Consider the following 17394-nt stretch of genomic DNA (forward strand, 5'->3'; position numbering starts at 1 on the left):
ACGCCCCGGCTCCTTCTCCCGTCACCACGGGCCCTTCGAGCGGCTACGGACGTTGGCCGATCCGGTCGACGACGCCCACCTCCTGACTGCTGCGCATCTCGACGTACTTGTCGACCTGCCGCCACTCGCCGTCGACGCGCTTCGCGTCGCTGCCCGTGACACGAATGCCGAGGTAGTCGTAGGTCTCACGGTCGAAGACGAAGGTGAAGGTCAGGTGGGGGTACGACACACCGACCCCGTGCCGGCCCAGAGCGTCGACCTCGTCCTCGTCCACCTTGACGCGTGGCAGTTTCGCCAAGGCCTCGAAAGCGGCGGCCTGCAGGCCGGGGGGCATGACGCGTGGCCCCTGCATGAGCAGACATGCCTCCGTGAACACCATCCTGTCGGGGTCGGGCGCGGGCCCGCCGGCCTTGCCCCCCTTCGTCCCGGACGGCTCGACGACCTGGATCCGCCCTCGGCCGAGCCACTTGAGCAGTTCATCGGGGTCGGTCGGCCACTTCTGCAGCTTCGCGTACTCATTGGGCGGCCACTGCACCTCGTGCTCCCCCAGCGGCGGATCGTTGTGGATCTTGCCGTACTCCTGCCGGCGCGAGGGCTTGGAGCCGTCCACGGACATCCAGCTCTCGTCCGTCCACGTCCTGGTCCCGCCGCCCTTCAAGGGCGTTCGCGTGGTGTAGGTCTTGGTGTAGAAGTACTGGTCGTTGCGCGGCACCGGCAGGCCGGCGCCGGTGGACCGCGTCCTGTCCGCGGCCTTGTGCAGCACCTGCGCCGCGCTGAGGGTGGTCATCCTCGGGGACCGGGGGTCCCCGCCGTCCGCCGACGCCACCAGTACGGTTCCCCCGGCTGCCGCGGCGACCGTCGCCGCCACCGCGACACGGAACACCGTCCGCCGGGGCAGAGCGAGAGCGACTCCTCCGCGGCTCTCCCGTCCCATGGCGGTCATCAGCCGGGTGCGGGCGGCGGCACGGACTTCGGCGGTCAGAGGAGGCGTGTCCGCGTCCAACTCCTTCACCAAGGTCAGGTCATCCATGATCGGGCTCCTCCTGGAACTCTTGCAGGGCTGTGGGATCGGACCCGCCCAATGCGTCGCGCAGTCTCCTTCGCGCCCGGTGCAGCCGTGAGCGGACGGTGCCCACCGGCACCCCCAGGGCCTCCGCGGCCTCCGCGTAGTCGAGATCACCCCAGGCGATCACCAGCAGCACGTCCCGGTAGCGGGCCGGCAGCCTGGCGATGCAGGTCGCGAGCGCGCCGCGGGCGCTCTCGGCGGTGACCCGGTCGGCCACCCGCTCGGCCATCGGCTCGCCGCCTGCCTCGTCCGGGACGCCGGCGGCGACCCGCGCCAGTGCCCGGAGATGGCGCGCCTCGGCCCTCCGGTGCTCGCCGACGAGGTTCGTGACGATCCCGTACAGCCACGGTCGCGCCTGGGCCCTCGACAGGTCGTAGCGGCGCCGTCGCTGGAAGGCGATCACGAAGGTCTCCGCCATCAGATCGTCCGCCGCGTCGGCACCCAGCCGCCGGGCCGCGTACCGGTGGATGTCGTCGGCGTAGCGGTCGAACAGCACGGCGAAGGCATCGGGCTCGTCCAAGGACCGTTCGATCACCGAGGCGTCGGAGTCCGACCGCTCGTCCGTGCCCTCGGCACGATGGACTCCGACGCTCGGTGAAACGGTCATCGGTCGCCTCTTAGGCTCATGTTTTTCCCTCGAAGACGCGGGCATGGTCACCCGCTGTTCGCCGATGGCCCGATTCGAGTTCCCGTTCCTGTGCGCGCAGGGCCCGCACCTGTTCCGGCACCCGACGCGGCAACAATTGGTCCCTTGCGTCACCCGTGAATTGGTCCATGCCGCCGCCAGGTCCCGTCCGTACGGTCGGGATCATGACAGTAGCAACGCCCCTCACGATGAAGATCTGTGTCTTCCTCTCCGCCGCCGACCTCGACGAGCGCTACACCCGGCCCGCCCGCGAACTCGCGGAGCTGCTCGGCAAGGGCGGCCACACCTTGGTCTGGGGTGGATCCGACACCGGGCTGATGAAGGTCGTCGCCGATGGGGTGCGAAAGGCCGGAGGGCGGCTGGAGGGGGTGTCGGTCTCCTTCTTGCGGCAGTGGGCCCGGCAGGACGCCGACGAGATGGTGGTCGCCGGTGACCTCGCCGAGCGGAAGGCCCTGCTGCTGGCCCGTGCGGACGCTGTGGTCGTGCTGGCGGGCGGCCTGGGCACCCTGGACGAGGTGACCGAGATCCTGGAGCTCAGGAAGCACGGCCTGCACGACAAGCCGGTGGTGCTGCTGAACTCGGCCGGTTTCTACGACGGACTGACGCTCCAGCTCCGCCGCATGGAGGAGGAGGGCTTCCTGCCCGTGCGCCTGGACGAGCTCTTCTTCCCGGCAGCCACCGCTGCCGACGCCTTCGCCCACCTGGAGAAGTGCGTCGGGCCCCGGTGATCGACGCCCATGGCGGCATCCGGCCGGGCCCGTGTGTCTAGGGCATCACCGTGCACAGGGTGTCCAGCGCACCTGTCCACGCGCTGTCCGAGGGAGCCGCGTAGTTCACCACGAGCGCGTCCTGTGCGGGCAGTTGACGGCCGGAGTCGGGCGCTTCGTGGCGGAACTCGGAGAGCCCGCTGACGGCGAGGCCCTGCCGCGCGGCCTCCTGGACGACCGATCGCTCCGTTCCCCGCGGGAGTTCGAGGACGGCCTGCAGTCCGGCGGCCATCCCGGCCACACGGACGTGCGGGGCTCTCCGGGCCAGGGCGGTGACCAGTTGGTCGCGTCGGCGGCGGTAGTGCAGCCGCATCGCGCGCACATGACGGTCGTACGCGCCAGACGTCAAGAACTCGGCGAGGGTGAGCTGTTCCAGCGCGCTCGACATGTAGTCGCCGAACCCCTTGGCCGCGACGATCTCCGGGACCAGTTCCCGCGGCAGGACCATCCAGCCGAGCCGGATGCCGGGCGCGAGTGACTTGCTCGCGGAGCCGAAGTACACCACCCGGTCGGGATCGAGGCCCTGCAGGGCGCCCACCGGCTGTCGGTCGTACCTGAACTCCCCGTCGTAGTCGTCCTCCAGGATGAATCCGCCGGTGCTGCGCGCCCACTCGACAGCCGCCGTACGCCGGTCCGGGCGCAGCGCGACTCCCGTCGGGTACTGGTGGGCGGGTGTCATCAGCACCGCACCGATGCCGTCCATTCGCGCCAGGTCCTCTGTACGGGCCCCGTGTTCGTCGACCTGTACGGGCGGGGTGCGCAGTCCCGCGCCGGTCAGCAGGTCCCGATAGAGGTCGAGTCCGTACGACTCGACGGCCACCGCCCCCACTTCGCGCTCCCTCAGCACCCGTCCCATCAGCGCGAGCCCGTGGTGGAAGCCGGAACAGACGGCGATGCGGTCCGCCTCCGCGTGCACGCCGCGGGCCCTCGCCAGATAGTCCGCGAGGGCGGTGCGCAGGCCGAGCTGCCCGAGAGCGTCTCCATAACCGAAGGCGTCGTAGGGTGCCGCGTTCATGGCGCGACGGGCGGCGGTGAGCCACTGGGCGCGGGGAAACCGCGCGAGGTCCGGCGCACCCGGCTGCATGACGTACAGAGGGCGTTTCGGGGTCGTCCGCGCGCGAGGGGCGGGGTGTGCCGCGCTGGGGGGTGTGGGCCGTGCGGCCACTCGGGTCCCGGATCCCTGCTGGGCGGTGAGCCAGCCCTCGGCGACGAGTTCGCCGTAGGCGTCGGTGACGGTGTTGCGGGAGACACCGAGATCGGCGGCGAGTGTGCGGGACGGTGGCAGCCTCGTGCCGGGCGCCAGCCGCCCCGTGCGCACGGCTTCCCGCAGCGCGTCGGTGAGCCCGGCGCGCAGCCCGGGCCCGCGCAGTTCCAGATGGAGGTCGGTGCCGGGTTCGGCGGCCGGGCCGGCCTCCGAATTGGTCTGGGAATCCGTCACAGAAATGGACCCTACTTCAGTGCCACTGGCTACGTAGCGTTGCCGTCATGAACACGAACGAAGCACACGAAAGCCCGAAGCGCCTCTCCGAGCACACACCCCGTCTGGACTGGGCGACGCTCGCCCCGGAGGCCTTCAAGGCCATGGTCCGCCTCGACACGGTGGCAAGACAGGGCGTCGATCCCGTCCTGCTGGACCTGGTCAAGATCCGCGCGTCCCAGGTCAATCACTGCGCCTACTGCCTCGACATGCACAGCAAGGATGCGCTCGCCGCGGGCGAGTCGGCGCAGCGGATCCTTCAGCTCGACGCCTGGCGGGAATCGAAGCACTTCTACACGGCCAGGGAGATCGCGGCGATCGAGCTGACCGAGGCGATCACCGTGCTCACGGACGGATTCGTGTCGGACGAGGTGTACGCGCGGGCCGCGGCCGAGTTCGAGGAGACCGAGCTCGCCCGCCTGATCGTGGCGATCACGACGATCAACGCGTGGAACCGCTTCGGAGTGTCGACCCGCCTCGTCCCCGGTCACTACACGCCCACGACGTGACCCGGCGTCCGGCACACGACCTCCCGGAGATCACGGTGGGTACCCGTCCTTCCGTTGCACAACGGCTGTCCCTGGCCCGTGCCGCCGATGAGTTCGTGCTCGCCACGGTCATGCTGTTCATCGCGGTGACGGCCGTCCGGTGGCTGCGCGATCCGGACTCCGCCCTCTACGTCGCCGACCTCGACGTCGCCATCGCGGTCATCGGCGCCTTCAGCGGGGCCGTCCTCACCGCTCTGATCCTCACCGCGCCGGGGAGGCGGAGCGGAGGACACATGAATCCCGCCGTGACGGTCTCGCTGTGGCTGATGGGCGCCTTCCCGGGGCGCAGGGTGCTGCCTTACGTGCTGGCCCAACTCGCGGGTTCCGCGGCGGGGTCGGGCCTGGCACGTCTGGTGTGGGGGCGTCCTGTCGCCCTGCCGTCGGTCGGCTACGCCGCGATCAGGCCCGCGCCGAACTGGCAGCCCGTGTCCGTCTTTCTCGCCGAGGCAGGAGGCATGGCGGCCATCGTCCTCGTCGTCGGGTTCGTCGTGGCCCGCTCCCACGGGACCCGCCTGCTGCCGTACGCCGTCGGACTGTCCGTCGCGCTGGTGATAGCCCTGCTCGGCACCCGCAGCGGGGGCTCGGTCAACCCCGCCCGTCAGCTCGGGCCCGCAGTGCTCGCGGGGCAGACCGAGGATCTTTGGATCTACCTGGTGGCGCCGGTGCTGGGAGCGGCGCTCGGCGCCCGGCTCGACCGCCTGCTCGGCCGGCGCCGGCCGCCGGTCCGGGTGGCGAGGGCCGAGGGCTCCCCGTCACCAGCCTCGGCGGGCTCGTCCGCGCCGGACCTTGCACAGGGTCATGCTCCGCACCAGAAGCAGACTTCCGCTCCGGGGTGACCGTATTTCTGTGTCCCGCAGCGGGGGCAGACCGGCCGCCGTGGACGGTCCGTGGGCGCGTAGGGACCGGGTCTGCCGTCGGGAGTCCGCCACTGGAGCCACTCGTCGATGCGGTACGCCGACGGGTTCGGCACCGACCGGGGCTCGGCACGCCGCGATGCGCGGCGCCGGCGCTCCTCGTCCAGTGCCTGCTGCATCTCCCGACGGATGCGGGCCGCCTCCTCGGCGCGCTGGAGCCGCCGTCCCCGGTGGACCAGGAGAAGGCAGCCGGCAGCGGCGGCACCGCACAGCAGCACAGCACCGAAGTAGTCGGCGTGAGCCGTCCATCCGAGCCCGATGAACAGCAGGGTGAGCGGGGTGAGACAGATGATGAGGAACAGCAGAACGGTGAACCCGCCGATTTCCGGGGGTACTTCGCCGTAATCCCTGGTCGGGCCCGACCGCCAGTGCGGCGACACCCAGGTGCCGTCGGCACGGTAATGGCCGCGAACGTGTGGCACCGCTCCCCCCAAACCTGTTGCCGGGCGCCCGTCACGGCACGCCGACGACCTCCATGATGAACCATGCCGCTGCCCGCCGACCGGAGTGGTCGGTTGCGGAAGGTCGCACCAACTCGGCCTGCCGGCCGCGGAGTCGGCGGTCGAGCACCCGCGCGGCGCGCGGTCGGGGCCCGCCTCGCGACTGCTTCACGCGGACATCAGTCGGCGAGCGGTGCGTGCGGTCCGTGGGCCGACGCGCGCACGGCTCCGGCACCGGCGACGACGACAGGCGACGGGCGACGGGCGACGGGCGACGGCCCGGTGTTCGGTCGCGCCGAGGCTCTCGCCCAGGACGAGGTAGCCCTCGAGCGCCGCGATCGCGGGGCGAGACTCATGAGCACCGTGAACGTCGAGGACCGCAGCCGCCACAGGGCCAACAGCTCCAGGGTGGAGGGCAGGACGGACGACAGCAGGGCCACGGCGGCGCCCAGCGCCAGGGTGAGCGGGTGGAAGAGGGCGTCGCCCTGCTCTGCCGGCCCCGCCGGCGGGCTGAGCAGGGCACCGCCGGCCATGGCCGGCGCGAGACCGTCGGCCTGCGGGAACCGGCTGCCCGTCCGCGCGGACAGCCGGATGTACGCGGCCCATGTGGCCCCCGCGCCCAGGGCGCACCCGGCGCCCGCGAGGTCGATCCCGTCGAGACCACCACGGCCCAGCAGTGTCACGCCGGTCGGCGCAAGAGCCGCCCACACCAGCTGCTCGCCCGCCCTGCGGCAACGACGGACATCACCGACCTCGCCGGCCAGATGGCACAGGCGTCGTGACGCGCGTTCCGCCCGGCGCGGCGCACTTCGCCGCACGGCGCTTCGCCGCGTCCGGGCAGGTGCCCGTCAGTCGTAGTAGCGGCGGGCGCTGGAGCCGATGCGGGTGATGTCGGTGCCGTAGACGTGCAGGCTGACGGCCGTTGCGGCGTGGGTGTTCCGGATGCGGTGGATGTCGCCGGGCGGGGCGAAGCCGCTGACCTCGCCGACGTGGTTGTCCCGGACGCCGATCAGGTCGAGCCGCTCGTCGTACAGCTCTTCGTGTTCGACGCCCTGGAGGACGCCGACGACGCACCAGGTGATGTGGTCGTGGATGCGGGTGGTCTGGCCGGGCCGCCAGACCAGGGCGACGACGGAGAACGTGCCGTCGGGTTCGACGTGCAGGACGTGCCCCACGGGCCGGTCCGGCGCGCCGCGGCGCTGACCGGCGGTCAGGACGTCGGCGCCGGGCAGGTGCCGGCGCAGCCGGTCGGCGACGAGACCGGCGGTGCGGTCCCAGTCGGCGTGCGTGCGGACGACCGCGCGTATGCCGGCGAGGAGTTCGGCCGACGGGGGTGTCGCAGTGGTCCGGGCCTGCCTCGCGGGGCTCGTGGTCATGGCTGCCTCTCGATGTCGGCGGGGCGGAAGCGGAGGTCGGTGATCTGTCCGGCCGCGGAGCATTCCGTGCGCCGCAGCCGGACCCGTTCGCCGCCGGGGGCGTCGTAGAGCCGGATGCCGTCACCGAGCAGGACGGGTGCCAGGTGGACGAGGATCTCGTCCACCAGTCCCCGCTGGAGGCACTGGCTGCCGAGGCGGGCCCCGAGCAGCACGAGGTTCCTGCCGTCGGCGGCCGCGCGCGCCGTGTCGACGGCTTCGGGGAGGTCCGTGGACAGGAAGGTGACGTCCGGGTCGTCGGCGGGCCGGTGGGTGAGCACGAAGACCGGCCCGGACCAGGCACCGCCGTAGGGTCGGTGGCGCGAGTTGCGGCCCGTCTCGTAGGTGCGGCGGCCTGCGAGGACGGCGCCGGTCGTACGGATCGTCCGGTCGCCGGCCGGGGAACGGTCCGTGAGGTCGAAGACCCAGTCCATGGCGTCGTCGGGACCGGCGACGAAGCCGTCCAGGGACATCGTGGTGTGCCAGACAACTGAGGCCGTCATGGTTCGTTCCTTCACGGTCGGAGGCCTGTCCCCCTCAGCGTGCTGCCGACCGGATTCATTCGTCCAATGCCAGTATTCGTGCCTACTCATAGATAGCCTTGATGAATGCTGGACATCGTGCGGCTTCGGATCATCGCGGCCATCGCCGCGCACGGCTCCGTCACCAGGGCCGCGGAGCACCTGCACTACTCACAGCCGTCGGTCAGTCACCACCTCGCGCGCCTGGAGGCCGAGACCGGCGCCCGGCTCGTCCAGCGGGTGGGTCGCGGCATCCGTCTCACGCCCGAGGGCGAGCAACTGGCCCGTCGGGCCGCCGAGATCGTCGGCCGGGTCGACGCGGCCGCCGCCGAGCTGTCCGCGATGGTCGGCCTGCGGAGCGGCCGGGTCCGTGTCGCCGGTTTCCAGTCCGTGCTCAGCACGCTGGTCCCCCGGGCCGCGGCCGCCGTGCGCGACTCCCATCCCGGCATCGAACTGGGCCTCCTCGACGCGCACCCGGAGAACGCGTTGAGGATGCTCCGGGCCGGAGACATCGACGTCGCCGTCGTCTTCCGCTACGACGACGCGACTCCCGCCGACGTCCGCGTCACCCACCTCTTCGACGATCCCATGTACCTGCTCAGCCTCGACGCCACGAACAGGACCCTGGGCGACTGCCGGGACGCGGCCTGGATCGCCGGCTGCGAGCACTGCCGCCGCGAGTTCGTCGACGCCTGCGAGCGAGCGGGCTTCACCCCCCGCATCGCGTACACCAGCGACGACGTGATCGTGGAACAGTCGCTCGTCGCCGCCGGGCTGGGCGTGACCACCATCCCTGGACTGGCCCTGCGCGCCCACCGCGCACCGGGGATCGAGGCCGCCGAGCTCCCCGGCTTCCGGCGGCGCGTCCACGTGGCGACCTACGGCGACCCGCCCGATCCGCCCGCCACGGCCGCGTTCCTCGCCGCACTGCGCCAAGCGGTCCGACAGGCTGGGTACTTGGAGCCCGTCGCAGGCCGGCGCGAGCAGGAGTCACGGGAGTCCTGACACCTGCGCCCCCGCGCACCCCTCAAAGCGTCCGGAAACCGACGCGCTCGGCGGGGCGACGTTTCCGGCCACCAGTATTCATACAGCTAAGACTGTACAGATCAAGCTGTACTACTTAGAGTGGAGGCATGAACGAGAACCCTCACGCGTCACCTTCGGCAGTAGAGGCGTCGCGGCAGGTGCGTGCCGTCATCGGCCGTCTGCGGCGCCGCATTCTCGGTGCCGCCGAGGCCGACGACATCACCTTGGGACAGGTTTCGGTCCTGACGCGGCTGGCCGACCGAGCCGGTGTGACCGTCAGCGATCTGGCGGCCTCGGAGGGGATGCGGCACCAGTCGATGACCGCGACCGTCGCTCCGCTGCTCGCCTCGGGGCTGGTCGAGCGGCGCCGCGACCCTCACGACGGGCGGCGCCTGCTGCTCGTGCTCACGCCCGCCGGCCGGCGGAGGGTCGTGGAGGGACGGCAGGCCCGGCAGGAGTGGCTCGCCGGGCAGTTGGAGGAGAAGTGCACGGAAGAGGAGCGGCGGACCGTGATCGAGGCCATGACCGTCCTGGAGCGTCTGACACGTGACTGAGCGGACGAAGGCCGGGCCGATACCGTCGGCGCAGTCACGATTCGATCGGCGGCTGCTGCCTCCGATGCTGCTGGGCTCGGTCCTGAACCCGATCAATTCGACGATCGTCTCGGTCGCGCTCGTACCCATCGGCGTGGCACTGGGCGCACCGCCCGCTCAGACGGCTTGGCTGGTCTCCGCGCTCTACCTGGCCACCGCGCTCGGGCAGCCCGTCATGGGTCGTCTGATCGACATCTTCGGCCCCCGCCGGGTCTTCCTCGTCGGCACCGGCCTCGTCGGCGTCGGCGGCGTCGTCGGCACCCTCGCACCGAATCTGGGCGTACTGATCGTCGCGCGGATCATCCTCGGATTCGGCACCTGCGCCGGTTATCCGGCCTCCATGGCCCTGGTGCGCAGCGAGGCCCGCCGCACCGGGCACGACAGTCCCGCCTCCGTGCTCACCGCTCTCGCCGTGGCCGGGCAGACCGTCATGGCGGTCGGCCCCCTGCTGGGCGGCCTGCTGATCGGCGTGGGCGGCTGGCGCGCCACCTTCGCGCTCAACGTGCCGCTGGCCGTGGTCGCGGTGATGCTGGGCCTGCTCCGCCTGCCCGAGCGGGCCGGCACCGACCCCGCCCCGCGGCACGACCGGATCGCCGGCCGGCTCGACCTGCCCGGCATGGCACTGTTCGCGGTCATGCTGATCGCGCTCCTGCTGTTCCTGATGGACCTGCGCCCGGACCACTGGTATCTGCTGGTCGTCACCTTCGTCACAGGGACCGCGTTCGCCCGACGGGAGTTGCGGGCCGCGACACCGTTCGTCGACCTGCGGGTGCTCGGTGGCAATGTGCCCCTGCTGGCCACCTACGGACGCGCACTGGTGGCCTACGTCGTCGCGTACGGCTTCCTCTACGGATTCGCCCAGTGGACCGAGGACGGCTACGGGCTGACGCCCTTTCACGCGGGTCTGGTCCTGATCCCCACGGCCCTCATGGCGATCACCGTCTCCGTGGCCACCGGGAAGCGCAGCAGCGTGCGCGGCAAGCTGCTGACCGGTGCCGTCGGCCAGATCGTCGCCTGCCTGCTGATGCTGACCCTGGGCGCGGACAGCCCCCTGTGGATGCTGCTCGTCGTGGCTCTGGTCTTCGGCGTGCCCCAGGGGTCGAACAGCCTGGCCCTGCAGAACGCCGTCTACCACCAGGCCGACCCCGAGCGGACCGGATCCTCCTCCGGCCTGCTGCGCACCTTCTCCTACCTGGGCTCGTTGGTCGCCACCGCCACGACCGCGGCCTCCTACGGGCAGCGGGCCGACACCCACGGTCTGCACACACTCGCCTGGGTCATGCTCGCGGCCGGCGTCCTGTACCTGCTGCTGACCGTCTTCGACCGCACGCTGCGCCACGCGACGACCGGCAGATAGAGCGCGGCTGCCCGTCGGCTCCGGGCTCCCGGGCCGTGGAACACCGGACCTCGTCGAAAGGCCCTCACCCGCCGCGGTGACGTCACTGCGACCCCCGACAGGGCCACGAGTCGTGACGCCCGGGCATCCGTCCCTCAGGGCGCCACACAGGGACGTCCCCGCCCTCCTCGGACGGAAGGGCGGGGACGGGTACGGGCGTCAGGCGCGGACGATGTTCTCCGCCTGGGGCCCCTTCTGACCTTGGGTCACGTCGAAGGTGACGGTCTCCCCCTCCACCAGTTCCCGGAAGCCGTTCCCGGAGATGTTGCTGTAGTGCGCGAAGACGTCCGGCCCACCGCCGTCCTGGGCGATGAATCCGAAGCCCTTCTCGGCGTTGAACCACTTCACGGTGCCGCTGGCCATTCTGTGTCCTTCGTTCATGCCGGGACGAGCCCGGCTCAGTGAAAGCGGGTCCCCCACACATCGGGAACACCCGATATCCGTTCTACCCCGTAACGGCCGCATCGTCCGGCTTCCCCACCCCGCCATGGCGGATCTTTTCAGCCGCACACCGTGGCCCGCGGAGTCCCGCACCGGGTCCGGACCGCTGGGCCGAAGGCGTGTCCGGCCACCCGCTGGGCCTGTCCGAAAGCGTGTCGACGAGGTGGAGGGCTTGCGGCAATCCGGTGCGCGGAATAGCCCGCATGGGCCACAGGGCGCGCGCATCCCCGCGCCCGGCGGCAGGGTTTTGCGTGCAGGCTCCGGGCAGTTGCTCTCCGTTCCGCCCCCCGTACCCCCGTGTGCGGCGCTCAAGGAGCACCTCCCCAGAGCGACCGAAGACCACGGCAGGCCGGCTGGAGGCCCCATGCGGGACAAACCCCTGAGCAAGATCGGCAAGGAGCTGACGCGTCTGCGCCACGAGGTGTCGCACACCACCACGCGCCGTTCCGCACCGGAGGGCTTCGGCCTCGACCGCGCGTTGGTCAGCGGGCTGGTCGCCGACAGCCTGAGCCCGCAGGACGAGGCCACTCTGGCCGAGCAGGTCGCCCAGCTGCTGCCGTTCCACTGGGCCCAGTCCAACACGCTCGCCACCACGATGACGGAGATCACCGACCACCTCGGCGGCCACCGCGAACTGATGGCCTGGCTCGACCGCTTCCCCGGTCTGCCCAGGCTGACGGCCCGGCTGTACGTCCTCATGGGGCTCCTGGACCAGTACAGCGAAGAGCATGCGGTCGTGCAGGCCTTCCGGGAGCTCCGGGAGCGCACGCCTTATCCTCCGGGCTTGCAGGGGTACCTGGTGCCGCAGACCGACGACTCGACACTCGCCGGCCTCGCTTTCCGGATCGAGGAGCTTCTGGGCGACGGTGAGGTGAGCAAAGCCGTCGACCTCGCTCTCGCCACGGCGACGTGTGTCGAGCAGACCGCGCCGCGTGCCGAGGAACTCGACGCCACGGTCGGCGACATGGGCGCGGTGATGGAACACATGGTGAAAGATCTCCGCGAGGCGGACTCCGAGGTCTGACGCGGACTCCGAGGTCTGACGCGGACTCCGAGGTCTGACCCCGCGCCACCGGCCCGGCTCCGCCAGGGCACGACCGACCGTCAGGCATCGCCCCTGCCCGACAGTCACTCGTATGACCCCACCCAGCGGTCAGGTGGCCGCGGTGATGGTGACCTTGACGTGCTTCATCAGCGGCTGGTCGCTCTGCGTGCTGTAGTCGCAGAGCGCGCACAGCACGTTCATCTCCGGCATGTAGCCGGCGGCGCTGCCCCGGGGGATGTCGTACGGGATCGCGAGATAGCCGGCCAGGGAGCGGGTGCTGCCGTCCTTGGCGGTACTGACGATGTCGACGGGATCGAATTCCGACAGACCGCGCTCGCGCATGTCGTCCTTGTTCATGAACACGAGGGTGCGCAGGTTCTTGATGCCGCGGTAGCGGTCGTTGTCGGAGTAGATGGTCGTGTTCCACTGGTCGTGGGAGCGCATGGTGCCGAGCGCGAGCGTGCCGGGGGCGGGGACGACGTCGGGCAGCGGAGCGGTGGAGAACTCGGCGCGTCCGGACGGAGTGAGGAAGACCAGTTCGCGGGCCGGCTGCTTGATGCGGAAGCCGAGCGGAAGACGGACCCGGCGGTTGAAGTCCTCGAATCCGTCGAGAGCTTCTTCCATCGTGTCGCGGATGCGGTCGTAGTCCTCGATGTACCACTCCCAGGGCGTCCGGCTCTCCGGCAGGGCGGCGCGGGCGATACCGGCGATGATGGCCGGCTCGGAGAGCAGGTGACGCGAGGCGGGGCGCTTCATGCCGACGGACAGGTGGACCATGCTCATCGAGTCCTCGACGGAGGTGCTCTGGACGCCGTGCCGTTGGTGGTCCTTCTCGGTGCGCCCCAGGCACGGCAGGATGAGCGCCTGCCGGCCGTGGACCAGATGACTGCGATTGAGCTTGGTGCTCACCTGGACGGTCAGCTCGCAGGAGCGCAGCGCCTCGTACGTGTACGGCGTGTCGGGTGCGGCGAGGGCGAAGTTGCCGCCCATGCCGACGAACACCTTCACGTCGCCTCGGTGCATCGCCTCGATGGTGCCGACGGTGTCGAGTCCGTGCTCCCGGGGAGGGTCGATCCTGCAGGCCGCGGCGAGACGGTCCAGGAACTCCTCGGAGGGCCGGTGGTCGATGCCGCAGGTGCGGTTGCCCTGGACATTGCTGTGTCCGCGCACGGGCGAGGGACCCGCCCCCTCCCGTCCCAGATTGCCGCGCAGCAGAAGGACGTTGACGATCTCCCGGACGGTGTCGACGCCGTGCTCGTGCTGGCTGACGCCCAGACACCAGCTGACGATGCTCCGGTCGGCGTCCCGGTAGACGCGGGCCACCTTGAGGATGTCGTCGCGTTCCACTCCGGACTGATGCTCGATCTCCTCCCAGGAGGTGGCCTCGCAGAGCGCCTTGTACTCCTCGAAGTTCGCGGTGTGGCGATCGATGAAGCTCCTGTCCAGCGCCTTGGGATCGGCCTTGGCCTGTTCCAGGACGGCCTTGGCCATGCCGCGCAGGAGCGCCATGTCTCCGCCGATGCGGGGCTGGATGTTCAGGGTGCTGGTCCGCGTCGAGTGGAACGTGGCCATGTCCAGGAAGTCGTGCGGGACGATCGTGCGGGTCGCGGCGGCCTCGACCAGCGGATTGATGTGCACGATCTGGGCGCCGCGACGGTGCGCCTCGGCGAGCGCGGTGAGCATTCTGGGCGCGTTGGAAGCGGCGTTGACGCCCATGATGAACAGGGCGTCGGTCGTCTCCCAGTCCTTGAGGTCGACGGTCCCCTTGCCGGTGCCCAGGGACGCCTGGAGTGCGCGTCCGCTCGCCTCGTGGCACATGTTGGAACAGTCGGGCAGGTTGTTCGTGCCCAGCTCGCGGGCCATCAACTGATAGAGGAACGTGGCCTCGTTGCCCAGGCGGCCGGAAGTGTAGTAGGACGCCTGGTGGGGGCTGTCGAGCTCGCGCAAGGTGCGTCCGGCGAGCTCGAAGGCGTCGTGCCAGCTGATCGGTACGTAGTGGTCGGACTCGGGGTCGTAGACCATCGGCTCGGTGAGCCTGCCCTGGTCCTCCAGGTCGAAGTCGCTCCAGCCGGACAGCTCGGTCACCGAGTGGGCGGCGAAGAACTCCGGGCCGACCCGCTTTCCGGTCATCTCCCAGGTGACGTGTTTGATGCCGTTCTCGCAGATGTCCAGGTGCAGGCCCTTGGTGTCGTCGGGCCAGGCGCATCCGGGGCAGTCGAATCCGACGTTCTCGTGGTTCATCCGCATGATCGCCCGCGGTCCGTCCACGAGGGCACGCTCACGCACCAGCACCCGGGTGACGCTCTTGGCCGCCCCCCAGCCCGCGGCGGGGTGGTGGTACGGGTGGAAGTCCGGGTCGTCCTTGGGGGCGGGCCCTACCCGGGGCTCCAGACCGTCCTGGTCGTCATGGGAGGCGTTCAAGAGTCTCAGCCTTTCACCGTCCGGGTGTGGCCCGGTCCCCCCGGGACTTGTGTTCAGGCTATTCCGGTGGATCGGGCGATGCCACGTGACCGGTGTGTCCGCCCTGCGGCTTCTCGGCGGCGTGCGCGGTCGAGAAGGCACTGGCCAGTACACGTGGGTCACGGAGGGCCACCGGCCGGATGCCGTATCACGGAATCGCACCTAAGATCCGGAATGTTCCACCCCACATCGTCTCCTTGCACCCCGAGGACCAGGCATGCCCAGCGAACCCGCACCGATCAGCGACGCTGCCCGACACGCCCTCGAACAGGAACTCGCCGACCTCCGCACCGAACGCAGGACGGTCGCCGCGACGCTCCAGGACTCCGACTCGGCCGTGGGCGACCGCGCCGACGAAGCCGACGAGTTGCAGCGCGCCGACGACCTCCAGCGCCTGGACGCGCGTATCTCGGAGATCACCACACGGCTCCGCGGTGCGGACACGGCAGGCCCGCCGCCCACCGACCGGGTCGGCGTGGGCAGCACGGTCACCGTGCGATTCGCCGACGGCGCGGAGGAGACCTTCCAGGTCGGCGAGACGGCCGAGGAACTGGACCCCTCACTGGTCACGGCCGACAGCCCCCTCGGGCGCGCCCTCCTCGGCCACCGTCCCGGCGACACGGTGAACTACAGCGCGCCCGGCGGCCGGTCGACCGCGGTGGTCGTGTCCCTGGGGCGGTCGACCGGCGCCGAAGCGTGACCCGTTCGCGCCGCACGCCCGCACACGCTCGCGCCGCGCGCCCGAACACGCCCTCCCCCGGGGCTCGTTGCGCCGCCGTGCCCAGGAGCCTCCCGGGATCAGCCCCCGTCCGTCGCGGGGTCGAGTGCCACGACGGCCTCGTCCGTGTAGACGAGGAACGTCAGGGTCTGGCGGAAGTACAGTTCGATGTCGGTGGCGTCGTGCGACGTGTAGCCGATGGCGAGATCCTCGCCGAGCCTCAGTTCGTAGTCGCCGCCCCGGGTGGTGAGGAGAAAGGCTCCCTCGATCGCGGGCGCCCAGATCAGCTTCCCGTCGAGGATCCGGCCCAGATGGGCGGCGATCGGGTAGCCGTGGTCCGACGTCTCGCTGACCGCCGTGTACGCCTCGGCGCCCAGCAGCAGGGAGTACGGGCCCTGGACGCCTGCCAGGCGCAGCGTGCTCAGGGCGTGGCTGACGGCGTCCGGGTAGTCGCGGGGCTCTGCGGGCAGGCGCAGCACGGGATGTGAGGTGCGCCCGCGCAGACCCTCGATGCGGGCGGCCGGGTATCCGTTGAAGGCCGCCCGGTCCTCGGCGAACGCCATGATGCGCGCGGCGTCCTTGACCGGTTGCCAGTCGGAGTCCTGGGAACCGCGGTCGACGTCGTCGACGGCGGCCCGGCTCACCGTGAAGGGCACGGTCAGCTCGGTGAGGGGCCGTGCCTGGCGCAGCCGCGCGCCCACGCCCGGCGCCGGGCCGTCGATGTCCGAGAGGTGGCCCGTCCCCACCGCCGCGAGTTCGGGACCGTCGGGGCCGGAGACGTCCACGACCCGGCGGCCGGCGAGGTTGCGACGGAAGGTGCGGCGGGCCTCGTCCTCGATCTCGGCCCAGGCCGCGGGCGTGATGGGGGCGAGTTCGCGATGCAGGTTGGTGATGCCGTCGGGCGTCGTCATGTGCGGACTCCTTTGAGGCTGCCGATCCCCAGTGAGCCGTCTGCCGCGGCCTTCCTGCCGGGAGCCGGGGGAAGGTCGTCGAGGAAGCCGGCGGTGGGCACGTGGAACAGGCATCCGGTCACCGCGGTCGAGAAGTCGAGGATGCGGTCGTGCCGGGCCGGGCCGTCGCCGAGGAACATGTTCCTGAGCATCTGCTCGGTCACGTCGGGGGTGCGGGCATAGCCGATGAAGTACGTCCCGAACTCAGCGTCGCCGATGGTGCCGAAGGGCATGTTCTCGCGCACGATCTTGCGCTCGTTGCCGTCCTCGTCGGTGATGGTGTTCAGCGCCACATGGGAGTCGGCGGGCTTGACGTCGTCGGGGAGTTCGACGTTGGCCAGCTTGGTCCGTCCGATCACCTTGTCCTGCTCGTCCACCGGCAGGGCGTTCCACGCCGTCAGGTCGTGCAGGTACTTCTGCACGATCACATAACTGCCGCCGGCGAACTCCGGGTCCTCATCGCCGACGAAGACGGCTTCGGCCGCGAGGCCGCCCTCGGGGTTCTCGCTGCCGTCGACGAAGCCGAGCAGGTCGCGCTCGTCGAAGTACTTGAAGGCATGCACCTCGTCGACGACCGTGGCCGCGCCGCGCAGGCGTTCCCCCAGCAGCCGGGCGAGTTCGAAGCACAGGTCCATGCGCCGGGCCCGTACGTGGAACAGCAGGTCTCCCGGCGTGGACGGGGCCCGGTGTCGTTCCCCGGTCAACTCCACGAACGGATGCAGTCCCTGCGGGCGCGGTCCCTCGAACAAGCGGTCCCAGGCCGCCGATCCGACGCCGACGACGCACGTGAGCTCCTCGTACGGTGCGCGGAACGCTACCGAGCGGCGCAGGCCCGAGACGTCCTCCAGCAGGTCCCGGACGGTTTCCTCACGGCCCGGGACGACAGTGACCACGAGGAAGACGGTGGCCCGGGCCGGCGGCACGATCACGGGCTGCGACTCGGGCACGAGCCGGCCTCCTCACGGGTCGGGGAC

The 17394-nt window shown here is 70.8% G+C and carries 19 protein-coding genes; 8 read left to right on the forward strand and 11 right to left on the reverse strand.

Features of this window, described 5'->3' with window-relative positions; all coding sequences use genetic code 11:
* Nucleotides 1-43: 43 nt before the first annotated feature.
* Both ABEB03_RS10505 and ABEB03_RS10510 read right to left on the reverse strand, forming a co-directional pair.
* Nucleotides 44-1030 carry a CU044_5270 family protein gene (locus ABEB03_RS10505; RefSeq protein WP_345645114.1) on the reverse strand — a complete coding sequence of 329 codons (987 nt, stop codon included), beginning with the start codon at nucleotides 1028-1030 and terminating at the stop codon, nucleotides 44-46.
* Entirely contained in the window at nucleotides 1023-1673 is a 651-nt protein-coding gene (locus ABEB03_RS10510) for an RNA polymerase sigma factor (protein ID WP_345645117.1), read from the reverse strand. Before ABEB03_RS10510 ends, ABEB03_RS10505 begins: the two co-directional genes overlap by 8 nt.
* Before the next feature lie 227 nt (nucleotides 1674-1900).
* Here ABEB03_RS10510 and ABEB03_RS10515 point away from each other — a divergent pair, with 227 nt between their 5' ends.
* Nucleotides 1901-2440, forward strand: coding sequence for an LOG family protein (locus ABEB03_RS10515; RefSeq protein ID WP_345645976.1), 540 nt, complete (start codon nucleotides 1901-1903; stop codon nucleotides 2438-2440).
* Between the two features lie 37 nt (nucleotides 2441-2477).
* Here ABEB03_RS10515 and pdxR read toward each other — a convergent pair whose 3' ends face one another.
* Complete coding sequence (gene pdxR / locus ABEB03_RS10520; protein WP_345645120.1) at nucleotides 2478-3917, reverse strand: MocR-like pyridoxine biosynthesis transcription factor PdxR; 1440 nt, start codon at nucleotides 3915-3917, stop codon at nucleotides 2478-2480.
* 47 nt (nucleotides 3918-3964) lie between these two features.
* On the opposite strand from pdxR, the gene ABEB03_RS10525 reads away from it, so the two are divergent.
* Both ABEB03_RS10525 and ABEB03_RS10530 read left to right on the forward strand, forming a co-directional pair.
* Entirely contained in the window at nucleotides 3965-4465 is a 501-nt protein-coding gene (locus ABEB03_RS10525) for a carboxymuconolactone decarboxylase family protein (protein WP_345645123.1), read from the forward strand.
* A gap of 35 nt (nucleotides 4466-4500) precedes the next feature.
* Complete coding sequence (locus ABEB03_RS10530) at nucleotides 4501-5340, forward strand: MIP/aquaporin family protein (RefSeq protein ID WP_345645126.1); 840 nt, start codon at nucleotides 4501-4503, stop codon at nucleotides 5338-5340.
* Here the strand turns inward: ABEB03_RS10530 and ABEB03_RS10535 are convergent.
* The 4 genes from ABEB03_RS10535 to ABEB03_RS10550 all read right to left on the reverse strand — a co-directional run bounded on the left by ABEB03_RS10535 (nucleotide 5301) and on the right by ABEB03_RS10550 (nucleotide 7773).
* The gene (locus tag ABEB03_RS10535; protein ID WP_345645129.1) at nucleotides 5301-5840 is read right to left on the reverse strand and encodes a hypothetical protein; all 540 of its coding nucleotides are present in this window, start codon (nucleotides 5838-5840) and stop codon (nucleotides 5301-5303) included. The two genes, ABEB03_RS10530 and ABEB03_RS10535, sit on opposite strands and share 40 nt — an antisense overlap.
* Before the next feature lie 197 nt (nucleotides 5841-6037).
* Entirely contained in the window at nucleotides 6038-6541 is a 504-nt protein-coding gene (locus tag ABEB03_RS10540; protein WP_425589216.1) for a DMT family transporter, read from the reverse strand.
* A gap of 165 nt (nucleotides 6542-6706) precedes the next feature.
* Nucleotides 6707-7234, reverse strand: coding sequence for a cysteine dioxygenase family protein (locus ABEB03_RS10545; RefSeq protein ID WP_345645132.1), 528 nt, complete (start codon nucleotides 7232-7234; stop codon nucleotides 6707-6709).
* Nucleotides 7231-7773: a dihydrofolate reductase family protein gene (locus tag ABEB03_RS10550; RefSeq protein ID WP_345645137.1), complete on the reverse strand. Its 543-nt coding sequence runs from the start codon at nucleotides 7771-7773 to the stop codon at nucleotides 7231-7233. The genes ABEB03_RS10545 and ABEB03_RS10550 overlap by 4 nt, the downstream gene beginning before the upstream one ends.
* Nucleotides 7774-7878: 105 nt before the next feature.
* Here ABEB03_RS10550 and ABEB03_RS10555 point away from each other — a divergent pair, with 105 nt between their 5' ends.
* The 3 genes from ABEB03_RS10555 to ABEB03_RS10565 all read left to right on the forward strand — a co-directional run bounded on the left by ABEB03_RS10555 (nucleotide 7879) and on the right by ABEB03_RS10565 (nucleotide 10767).
* Entirely contained in the window at nucleotides 7879-8796 is a 918-nt protein-coding gene (locus ABEB03_RS10555) for a LysR family transcriptional regulator (protein ID WP_345645141.1), read from the forward strand.
* A 128-nt stretch (nucleotides 8797-8924) separates the two neighbouring features.
* Entirely contained in the window at nucleotides 8925-9371 is a 447-nt protein-coding gene (locus ABEB03_RS10560) for a MarR family winged helix-turn-helix transcriptional regulator (RefSeq protein ID WP_345645144.1), read from the forward strand.
* 64 nt (nucleotides 9372-9435) lie between these two features.
* Nucleotides 9436-10767: an MFS transporter gene (locus tag ABEB03_RS10565; protein WP_345645980.1), complete on the forward strand. Its 1332-nt coding sequence runs from the start codon at nucleotides 9436-9438 to the stop codon at nucleotides 10765-10767.
* A gap of 198 nt (nucleotides 10768-10965) precedes the next feature.
* Here ABEB03_RS10565 and ABEB03_RS10570 read toward each other — a convergent pair whose 3' ends face one another.
* Nucleotides 10966-11169, reverse strand: a complete 204-nt coding sequence (locus ABEB03_RS10570) for a cold-shock protein (protein WP_028801265.1) — start codon at nucleotides 11167-11169, stop codon at nucleotides 10966-10968.
* A 442-nt stretch (nucleotides 11170-11611) separates the two neighbouring features.
* Between ABEB03_RS10570 and ABEB03_RS10575 the strand changes: the two genes are divergently transcribed.
* Nucleotides 11612-12271, forward strand: coding sequence for a hypothetical protein (locus tag ABEB03_RS10575; RefSeq protein WP_345645155.1), 660 nt, complete (start codon nucleotides 11612-11614; stop codon nucleotides 12269-12271).
* Nucleotides 12272-12400: 129 nt separating this feature from the next.
* On the opposite strand, the gene ABEB03_RS10580 is transcribed toward ABEB03_RS10575, so the two are convergent.
* Nucleotides 12401-14713, reverse strand: coding sequence for an FdhF/YdeP family oxidoreductase (locus tag ABEB03_RS10580; protein WP_345645158.1), 2313 nt, complete (start codon nucleotides 14711-14713; stop codon nucleotides 12401-12403).
* Between the two features lie 256 nt (nucleotides 14714-14969).
* On the opposite strand from ABEB03_RS10580, the gene ABEB03_RS10585 reads away from it, so the two are divergent.
* The gene (locus tag ABEB03_RS10585) at nucleotides 14970-15452 is read left to right on the forward strand and encodes a GreA/GreB family elongation factor (protein ID WP_345645161.1); all 483 of its coding nucleotides are present in this window, start codon (nucleotides 14970-14972) and stop codon (nucleotides 15450-15452) included.
* 98 nt (nucleotides 15453-15550) lie between these two features.
* On the opposite strand, the gene ABEB03_RS10590 is transcribed toward ABEB03_RS10585, so the two are convergent.
* Together ABEB03_RS10590 and ABEB03_RS10595 are read right to left on the reverse strand one after the other, a co-directional pair.
* Nucleotides 15551-16381 (reverse strand): family 1 encapsulin nanocompartment shell protein, encoded by an 831-nt coding sequence (locus tag ABEB03_RS10590; RefSeq protein ID WP_345645164.1) that lies wholly within the window; start codon nucleotides 16379-16381, stop codon nucleotides 15551-15553.
* Nucleotides 16378-17367, reverse strand: coding sequence for a Dyp-type peroxidase (locus ABEB03_RS10595; RefSeq protein ID WP_345645167.1), 990 nt, complete (start codon nucleotides 17365-17367; stop codon nucleotides 16378-16380). Before ABEB03_RS10595 ends, ABEB03_RS10590 begins: the two co-directional genes overlap by 4 nt.
* Between the last annotated feature and the right edge of the window lie 27 nt (nucleotides 17368-17394).

It is taken from the genome of Streptomyces siamensis (assembly GCF_039543605.1).
GTDB classification, from domain to species: Bacteria; Actinomycetota; Actinomycetes; order Streptomycetales; family Streptomycetaceae; genus Streptomyces; species Streptomyces siamensis.